The sequence below is a fragment of the Clostridium sp. AF32-12BH genome, from assembly GCF_003477935.1.
In the GTDB taxonomy this organism is placed as follows: domain Bacteria; phylum Bacillota; class Clostridia; order Lachnospirales; family Lachnospiraceae; genus Brotaphodocola.
The window spans coordinates 1-6,270 of record NZ_QUEH01000028.1; the positions used below are offsets into that span (position 1 = coordinate 1).

A 6,270-nucleotide genomic window follows, 5' to 3' on the forward strand; every position below is an offset into this window, starting at 1 on the left:
CCTTGCAGGTCATCGTCCTTTGACAGCCTGCAATAGACCGCTGCACGATACCCTCCGGCAAGTGCCGAACCGATTGTTCTGTATTCCATTTCGTTCATCATAGCCATTTACCCACACAATCCAGACGGTATCTGGCTCTTTTGAACCTCATCTTCATTATAGCTCATATCTTTCCTTTTAGCAAGATATTCTTTCGTATTTGTCTTACCGTATTTCTGGGAAATCAGGCTGACGAACACATCGGTTGCGTCCAGTTCCCCGTCAAATACCGTTGTAACATGAATCTCTGTTTTGTTTTTTGCCATAGGCAGTTATCCTCCATACATGAAAATAGCCAGACAGAGGGTGTCGGCAACGAAGTCCGGCAACGGGCTTCAAAAGACCTTGCAAACAATCTCAATCTGGCGATGGTTACTATTTATACTTTTCTTTTATTTTTCTGTTGTTTTGGTTGTCATAGGGGAGAAAAGCCGATAGTTTCGGGATTTTCCCCGGCAACCGGCTCGGCAACGGGATAGCAACAGGGGGTGCAACGGGCTGCCATTTTCAGAACGGAAGCTCCATCTGTTCTGTGACCTCCACAAAACCGTCCATCGTTTTTTCAGACGGGTTGCCGGAGTCCGTTGCCGGGTTTTCACGCTCCCAGCCCTTTTGTCTGCCATATTCGGAAAACATTCTTGGGTTCGGGAAGTACCGCCAGCCAGAAATGCACTGGTTCATAATCTCGTTGATTTCCCGGATTTCCCATTGCTTCGGCTCGTCAAAGGCATGGTTCAAGGCTTCCTTATAGAGCTGCTTGGAGCAGACCATGCTCCCGGTGTACTTATCAAGATACGCCTGTATCATCCCGGCTTTGGTGTCCTCCGGCATAAAATCCCGCTGGTGTTCTTTGAGATACCGCTGCATGGCGGGGCTGAAAGCCAGCTTGAACCTGCCGCTTCGGTAAATCTCCATCGCTTCCGCCCACATCTGCTCGATATAGGCTCTGGAAGCAGCTTCGTCCTCCAAAATGTGAACCTCGGCTTGCTCCGGGTACACCATGACGGGGATAAAGCGGCGGTTGCCGGAACGGTCAAGGGGCAGGAAGTCAAGGGCATTGGAAGTGCCGCCAAACACGCACTGACGGGGGCGGTCTGCTGGGTGGGTTTCATAGGGTATCTTGTAAACCTCTTTCTGTCGGCTTAAAAATGACTTGATTTCCTCAATGCTCTTGGCGTTTGCGGTTGCCATCATTTCCGACATTTCGATAATCCAGTGACCTTGCAGCTTACGGTACACATTGTCATCGTCCAGCTTCCGCAAATCATCGGAGAACCACTCGTCCCGGACTGCCAGCAGACGGAAGAAGGTGGACTTTCCAGCCCCCTGACCGCCTACCAGACAAAGCATGATTTCAAACTTGCACCCCGGCTGAAAGGCTCGTGAGATTGCACCCAACAGGAACAGCTTCAATGCTTCATAGGTGTAATCATCTGCGTCAGCCCCCAGAAAGTGCCGCAGGCAGAAACGGATTCGCTCTGTCCCATCCCACACAAGAGTATTGAGATAGTCCCGGATGGGATGGTACTTGTTTTCATTCGCCACAATCCCGATGGCATTATCAATCTTTTTCTCATTGGTAAGCCCATAGGTTTCTTCCAGATAGAGAAGCAGATACTTCATATCCGTATCGTTCAGGGCTGTGCTTTCTCTGTGAAAACCGATGGGCTTTATGATGTCCTTGCGGTCGGTCAGAATGTTGTATGCGATAGCCCCGGAAAGCAGCGGGTCACGCTGGAATACGGTCAGGCAGTTCCGTATGCTCTGACGGACACCGCCTTTCTCGGTAGTTTCCAGCCCCGCCTTGATTTCCTCAATGCTCTGGGGCGGCTGCATGGCGTTCATGGTGTTTTTTAGTTCTTGCTGCGTCTGCGGCTGCAAGCTCTGCCATTCGCTGTTCAAGCTGTATCACATCCTTTCCGTAGTCCGTAATCAAAGCTGCTTTTTCCTCCGTTTCCCCGAACAGCAGCACATCCAGCAGATATTCCACTTGGTCTTGCTTCTGTAAGGCTTCCACAAACCGGGGATGAAAAGCTTCCTCCGGGGTGTGCGGGGCATATTCCTTTCCCCATGCCCGAAGCAGGTGGAGATAGTCGGAAAGAATACGGAAGCAGCGGTTTTTTGCTTCCTGAAACTGTTCCTCCGGGGATTTCTGCCGGGGCTTGGGCTTTTTTGCCTTTCCCGGCGGTTTCCAGTCCTCATAGGAAAGCCCAAAGTCCTGTGCCAGCTGTACGGCGGCTTCTTTCTTTCCCAGCCCATACAGGGCGGCGGCAAAATCAATCACATCCCCATCCGCACCGCAGCCGAAGCAGTGGTAACGCCGATCCAGCTTCATGCTTGGGGTTTTATCATTATGGAACGGGCAGCAAGCCATCCCGTTCCGACCTACACGGATTCCATAATGCTCCGCAGCCTGTCTTGTTGTAACGGACTGCTTCAAAGCTTCAAATACATTCAAATCTATCCCTCCTTGAAAAAAGAAAAAACACCTGACATTCTCTGATTGAAAATGGCAAGTGCCTGTTAAAGTTCCATATCCTGTTGTCTGTGTTTCGCCTGTGCCGGGGCGGTTCTTTGAGCCTTTTTCTCGTCTGCCTTATCCTGCAAGACTTCCTTGATGGGCTGCTTCTTAGGCGGCTCTTTACTTTCCTCTGTGCCGGGTGTGGCTTTCCGTACCCAGTAGCGAATGTCCCGCAGCTTCTTCAAATCCTCCTGTACCTCGGTCAGTGGTACTTTCAGCTCTGCGATTTCTTCCAGAAGTTTTTCCAGCTCCTCTTGCAGCTCCTTTTGGGTACTGTCCTTATCGTCCGGGTGCTTGGCAAGGTAGGCGGCGGCTTTCGCATACCGGGCAACCTCCGGGTGTTCCTGTTTGAATTTCTCCTTTGTTTTCTTAAAAAATATCTTCTGGTACTTCTCATAGACAGGCTTACATTCCTTGCAGTCTGTCCGGCTGGCAAGAATCCCGTCAATCACTTTGCTGCGGGTTTCCTTTGGCTTCATCTGATTGCGGTAATCTGCGGCTGATTTCCCGGAAGATTCCAGAAATGCTTCTGAATCCTCCACAGTGGAAAGCCCCTTTTGCCGGAGATAGGACAGGGCTTCGCTGACTGCCTTTAAGTCCTGTGAAGTCCCTCGGTTCTGTCCAGCCCTTGTCCAGTCCCTCCGTTCTTCCTTTCGTATCTCCATATACTTCATCAGCAGATTGGGAAGAAGTGTTGCTTCCTCCGCCGCTTTTTGTGCAAGCAGTTCTTTCCGTTTTTCTCCCAGCTCGGTAATCCATCCTTTGAGGTTTTGGATAAGCTGCCGGATGGACTTCATCAGGCGGTTGGCGGCTCTGATTTCCCTGTTCAGGTTGCCGATATTCGTCTGGATACCACGCTTTTCCATCTGCCGGACAGCCGCCCCCTCATGGACAGTGGGGACAATATCAAGCCCCTGTCTGGCATAGGAACGCAAGTCCACACGCTCCGGGCGGTCATTGGCTTCCAGATAGCAGTTCTGGATGACCTCCCATTCATGCCGCCAGATTTCACAATACTTCTGGTCGTTCCAGTCCACCGTATCCTCCTTGTGGCTTTTCCACCTGCCGGATGGCAGCTTTATCCGTTCCCCGTTTTCGTCAAGGTCATAAACCTTGCGGCTCTTGGGAAGCCATTTCCCATGTTCGTCCATTGCCCTCATAGTGAGCAAGACATGGGCGTGGGGATTGTGTCCCGGCGGATAGGGGTCATGGATGGCAAAGTCAGCAATCATGCCTTTGGAAACAAACTGCTGTTCACAAAACTCCCGGACAAGGACAGCGTACTGGTCAAGTGGTATTTCTCTTGGGATGGTAAGCACCCACCGCCTTGCAAGCTGGGAGTTCCATTGCTTCTCAACCGCTTCGGCTGCGTTCCATAAAGTATTGCGGTCGGCATATTCCTGTGGGGCATTTGCCGGGAGCAGGATTTCATTGTGGACGATACCACGCTTTTCCGGGTAGTGCTTCACTTGCTGGTCGTATTCACAGAACAGTTTTTCGCCGCTCTGGTAAGCAGCGGCGGCAACAGCAGACTGCCGCTGGCTGCGCTGCACAATCGTGATTTCGTTGTGTGGACAGGGCATTTCGTGTTCCTCCTTTCGCTAATTGGTGGATGGGGTGGCGTTTTACCACCTCATTTTGGGCAGAAAAAAAGCAGGAGACCTTTTTTCAGATTTCCTGCTCGATGTGCCGCTGTGTGGGCGGCGGGTATTTAGTTGTAAAAGTTCGGGACAAGTTGACCCGATGAGTGAATGATAAATAGAAAATTTGCAAAGACTATTGACATTTTTCCAAAATATCTTTCAGTTGAGCAGTCAACACATCTTCTTGACCGAGAAGCACATCTTTTTCATATACAATGGTATTCCACAGATTGCTGAGTTCTGCGGAAATTTCAGGGCTATCACAAAATTCGTGTGCCACCCAAATATTGCTGGCTATCGCTTCTGGGGCGCCATCAATGGACAGACCTTTATCTTTGATTGTATCAATCGCACGAGAAATATATTTATCAAATTGTGCTGCTCGACTTTCTGTATGTGACTTGTCGCTCACATAGTGTCCAATAAAAAAGGAAATTGCAAATCCAGCGATGATGAACACGATAGTCAATGCTGTACCTATTCTTTTCATACTTCCAACTCCTTTGTCAAATTCAAGAACTATTTTTTATTGCTTCCTATCCAGTAACATCCTGCTCCGATTACCGCTGATAAAAATTCAATTCCTTTCAAATACATATCGTAGTTTGTATATCCGATAATTGGACCAGATAAAACATAAATTATAACAAACACAATAACTGTAACTATTGCTCTCTTAGCAGTGTCCTTCACTTTTATTCCCTCCATAACTTCGACATTGTTGCTATGAAATTTTCTTTTCATCATCTCTCGGTGGTCGGACATAACATAACATTTCTTTTTCACAAGCACCAAATTTTGAGAAATTGGATTTCGCTTCTTTTAGTGTTATTCCATGATTAGAGTCGCTTGGTTCGTTATCAGAAGCAATGAACGGGTCATTCTCCCAAAAACAAACGGGACAGATATACCCACAATCTTCATTTGCCGGAACATTATAGGTAAAATATCCGCAGCAAGGACATTGGTATTTTTTCATATAAACCTCCCGTTTAAGCCTTGACCTCAAATTCCTGATTTATTGCTGACTTCATTATACTTCATTGCCTATCGAAAAGATAGCATATTTTATGAAACTTGTCGGCTGGGAACAGCTTGCAACGCAAGGTGTCCCCAGATGGCAAGTCCACAAAAGGGTAGCTGGCGGCAGCCAGCGCAGGGGAAGCGTAGCGTCCCCTGTATGATTTGGAGCAGACCATGACTGCGGAAAATCACAGCCCTCCGGCTAGGAGCCTTCGGAGAACGCAATGCACCAACCTCTGGGTGGTGTATAATTGCGCCCTTAGTAAACTAAGGGGTTTCCGGCTTCTTCCGTTCCAGCAGTTTTTTCAATAGTTCCTGCGTGTCCTGTCTGTGAAAAATGAGTTTCAACAACAGCATGATATCATCATCTGTCAGGCGTTCCGGCTCTTGCAGAAAACTTTCCAGCATACCGCCACGAGTACAGAGCCGGTGCGTCCGTTCCTTTCGGGTAAGCTGCTTCAACTGATGCTGCAATGCCTTTTCATCATTGATAGCTTTCCGCAGTTTCTTTTCGCTTTTCTCCAGCTCCCGGTTGAGCTTTTCAAGTTTTGAGCTATCAGGCAAGGGCAGCGTCCTCCTTTCCCGGTATCAGCACATAAATCCTGTTCGGCTCTCCAACGCCCTGACGCACCCGCATGATAAGTCCTGCGTTTTCCAGTTCATTCAAAGAACGCTTGACCGTCATAGGACTGCGGGACAGGACTGCGGCAATGGCTGTGACAGGGAAGCAGACAAACAGGATTCCGTTCTCGTCCTCCTGCCCTTTGGATAGCATAGCGTCCAGCATCCGGCAGTACATGACCTTTGCGGTGCTGCTGACTGGAAATCCTGTCAACGCTCTGGGAAATGGCATACAGGGCGGCAGTGGTGTGTCTATCGTCATAAATTCAAAATTCATTCGGTGTGTTCCTCCTTTTTCTTTGCTCGTTTGGATAAATAACGGGGGCAGTCAATCACAACCGCCCGGAAGCTCTGCCTGCACCCATGCTGGCATTTCCGGCATAATTCGTTGTAAGTGACACGCCCCCGGTCATTGAGGTAAAA

At 49.1% G+C, this 6,270-nt stretch carries 9 protein-coding genes; all 9 read right to left on the reverse strand.

What is annotated here, in order from left to right; translation table 11 throughout:
* Nucleotides 1–107: 107 nt before the first annotated feature.
* Nucleotides 108–305, reverse strand: coding sequence for a hypothetical protein (locus tag DWZ40_RS18440; RefSeq protein ID WP_003020324.1), 198 nt, complete (start codon nucleotides 303–305; stop codon nucleotides 108–110).
* Between the two features lie 241 nt (nucleotides 306–546).
* Entirely contained in the window at nucleotides 547–1,884 is a 1,338-nt protein-coding gene (locus DWZ40_RS18450) for a virulence-associated E family protein (protein ID WP_044959872.1), read from the reverse strand.
* On the reverse strand, nucleotides 1,853–2,497 hold the full coding sequence (locus tag DWZ40_RS18455) for a CHC2 zinc finger domain-containing protein (RefSeq protein WP_118544278.1): 645 nt from the start codon (nucleotides 2,495–2,497) through the stop codon (nucleotides 1,853–1,855). The genes DWZ40_RS18450 and DWZ40_RS18455 overlap by 32 nt, the downstream gene beginning before the upstream one ends.
* Before the next feature lie 65 nt (nucleotides 2,498–2,562).
* A complete protein-coding gene (gene mobQ, locus DWZ40_RS18460; protein ID WP_118544279.1) occupies nucleotides 2,563–4,143 on the reverse strand; it encodes a MobQ family relaxase in 1,581 nt (526 codons plus the stop codon).
* A 193-nt stretch (nucleotides 4,144–4,336) separates the two neighbouring features.
* A complete protein-coding gene (locus DWZ40_RS18465; RefSeq protein ID WP_117541235.1) occupies nucleotides 4,337–4,693 on the reverse strand; it encodes a hypothetical protein in 357 nt (118 codons plus the stop codon).
* Between the two features lie 29 nt (nucleotides 4,694–4,722).
* A complete protein-coding gene (locus tag DWZ40_RS18470) occupies nucleotides 4,723–4,911 on the reverse strand; it encodes a hypothetical protein (RefSeq protein WP_117541331.1) in 189 nt (62 codons plus the stop codon).
* 16 nt (nucleotides 4,912–4,927) lie between these two features.
* Nucleotides 4,928–5,182, reverse strand: a complete 255-nt coding sequence (locus tag DWZ40_RS18475; RefSeq protein ID WP_117541237.1) for a CPCC family cysteine-rich protein — start codon at nucleotides 5,180–5,182, stop codon at nucleotides 4,928–4,930.
* 311 nt (nucleotides 5,183–5,493) lie between these two features.
* Entirely contained in the window at nucleotides 5,494–5,790 is a 297-nt protein-coding gene (locus tag DWZ40_RS18480) for a DUF3847 domain-containing protein (RefSeq protein WP_009323503.1), read from the reverse strand.
* Nucleotides 5,783–6,124, reverse strand: a complete 342-nt coding sequence (locus tag DWZ40_RS18485; RefSeq protein ID WP_006873175.1) for a DeoR family transcriptional regulator — start codon at nucleotides 6,122–6,124, stop codon at nucleotides 5,783–5,785. Before DWZ40_RS18485 ends, DWZ40_RS18480 begins: the two co-directional genes overlap by 8 nt.
* Between the last annotated feature and the right edge of the window lie 146 nt (nucleotides 6,125–6,270).